This is a genomic window from Mesorhizobium sp. M2C.T.Ca.TU.002.02.1.1 (genome assembly GCF_003997225.1).
Genome location: NZ_RZTO01001002.1, coordinates 1 through 1,971, shown reverse-complemented (window position 1 = coordinate 1,971; position 1,971 = coordinate 1). Strand labels below are relative to the sequence as shown.

The 1,971-nt window shown below is 66.0% G+C and carries 1 protein-coding gene and 2 pseudogenes; 1 reads left to right on the top strand and 2 read right to left on the bottom strand.

The window, feature by feature from the left end; translation table 11 throughout:
* Nucleotides 1-312: pseudogene (locus tag EOD07_RS32570) on the top strand (glycine dehydrogenase (aminomethyl-transferring)); the annotation flags it as partial.
* Between the two features lie 13 nt (nt 313-325).
* Here the strand turns inward: EOD07_RS32570 and EOD07_RS32565 are convergent.
* Both EOD07_RS32565 and EOD07_RS32560 read right to left on the bottom strand, forming a co-directional pair.
* Entirely contained in the window at nt 326-1,498 is a 1,173-nt protein-coding gene (locus EOD07_RS32565; protein ID WP_127238169.1) for a GGDEF domain-containing protein, read from the bottom strand.
* 180 nt (nt 1,499-1,678) lie between these two features.
* Nucleotides 1,679-1,971: pseudogene (locus EOD07_RS32560) on the bottom strand (hypothetical protein); the annotation flags it as partial.

The window sequence follows — 1,971 nt, the reverse complement described above, 5'->3', positions numbered from 1 at the left end:
GAGCCCAAGCGCGAACTCGACCGTTTTTGCGAGGCGATGATCGCCATCGCCGGCGAGGCGGCGAAAGTGGCGAAGGGCGAGTGGCCGCTCGCCGACAACCCGCTGGTCAACGCCCCGCACACCGCGGCGGAAGCGCTCGCGGGTGAGTGGAAGCATCCGTATTCGCGGCTGGAGGCGGCCTATCCGGCGGGCGACGCCGATCTGGCGGCGAAATACTGGCCGCCGGTCTCGCGCATCGACAACGTCGCTGGCGACCGCAACCTGGTCTGCTCCTGCCCGCCGCTGTCGGAATATCTCGGCGCCGCCGAATAGCCCCGCCGACGTTTTAGGCGGTTTTCAGGGCCGGCCCGGCATCGGGCTGGCCCACTTCGACCTGAGCGATGACGCGGTTGCGCCCTGCACGCTTGGCGGCGTAAAGCGCGGCGTCGGCTTGCGCCAGCACCGCGTCCAGGGGGCGACCCGCGGCCGAGCCGAATCCCATGCCGCCGCTGACGCTGCTGCGCAGCGGGCCGCGATGGGTAGGCACGATCTCGGTGCCGAAAGCGACGCCGATCCGGCTTGCCATGTCATACGCCTTTTCCGGTGTCACACGCGACATGACGAGCGCGAATTCCTCGCCGCCCAACCGGAAGGCGTCGACCCCTGCCCTACCGTATTTCTTGATCACCGCCGCGAAGCGGCAAAGGACCTGGTCTCCGACGGGGTGGCCGAAGACATCGTTGGTCATCTTGAAATGATCGAGATCGAACATCGCGATCGCCATGAACGGACCGAAGCTGCGGTCGCCGTAAAGCTCGTTGAGCGCCCTGCGGTTCATCAGTCCGGTCAGCGGATCGGTCATCGTCTCGGCCTTGAGCTCGATCTGCGCCTGCAGGTGGTGCAGCGACAGCGTCAGCGCGCCGAGGCCGGTCATGCAGGCGACCGCGACGACCGAGTTCAACCGCTCCGCCCAATTGTCGGGCGCAGCACCCAGCACCCACTGCCCTTGCGCCAGCAACGCCAGGCCGCACAGCGCGAAGGACAGGCCGCAGGCGCCGCTGAGGAACGAAACGACCAGCAGGATCCGGCGGTCGTGATCCCCTTTCATCCAGAACATCGTCCCGATCGCCGCGAGCAGCGCCGTCACGGCCGCATAGGTGATCTGGAAGCCGATGCCGTCGAAGCCGAGATAAGTGATCATCGCGCAGGCGGCCATCGCGGCCAGCGCCGGCACGATGGCGCGGCGGTAGTTGCGGAAGCCGAGATACTGCATGGCCGACAGGCAGATCACCAGGAAACCCAGGGTCAGCAGCGCGAGCACCACCTGGCACAGCCAGGGATCGGCATCCTTGGTATAACGCCAGAAGGCGACGACATGGACGACGAGCACCAGGGTCCCGCAAGCGACCGTGAGCACGAAGCGCGCCCTCGGCGTGGTGAGCCAGATCGCGAACATGGTGGCGCTGAGGCATGTGCCCGACAGCGCCGCCGCGAGCAGGAGCGAACTGAAATCCAACATCCGTGAAGAACTGCCTCTAGCGTCTGGCCGGTGCCCCGTCCCTCAATGTAGGCTGACGGCTGCCGGCGCAAACCGTTTTCGGCCGATGCCCAACGCTACCTCGACACAGGGTTTACAAAGCGTCGACATCCGAGGCGAAATCCCGTGGCAGCACACGGGCTACGCGAACTCCCGGAGGGATCAGCCCTTGTCGAGCAGCGCCAGGTTGGCGTTGACCACCGTCTGGTCGGCCATGCCGGCCTTGGCTTCGAGCAGCAGCGCGCGCGCCCTTTTCTTGTTGCCGCGCAGAAGCTGCGAATAACCCATATTGTTGACGATCTGCGGCTTGCGCCCGGCGACCTTCAACAGCTGCGCGTAGGCGCGATCGGCGAAGTCGAAACGGCCGAGCTCGTCATAGGATGCGGCAAGCCCCATCCAGGCCTCGGCATTGTCGGATTTGAGTTCGACCGCCTTGCGGAAATGCTGCTCGGCAA

Bases quoted from the DNA above. Each gene is read 5' to 3' on its own strand.
- EOD07_RS32565 (WP_127238169.1), bottom strand. From the start codon at position 1,498: ATGTTGGATTTCAGTTCGCTCCTGCTCGCGGCGGCGCTGTCGGGCACA.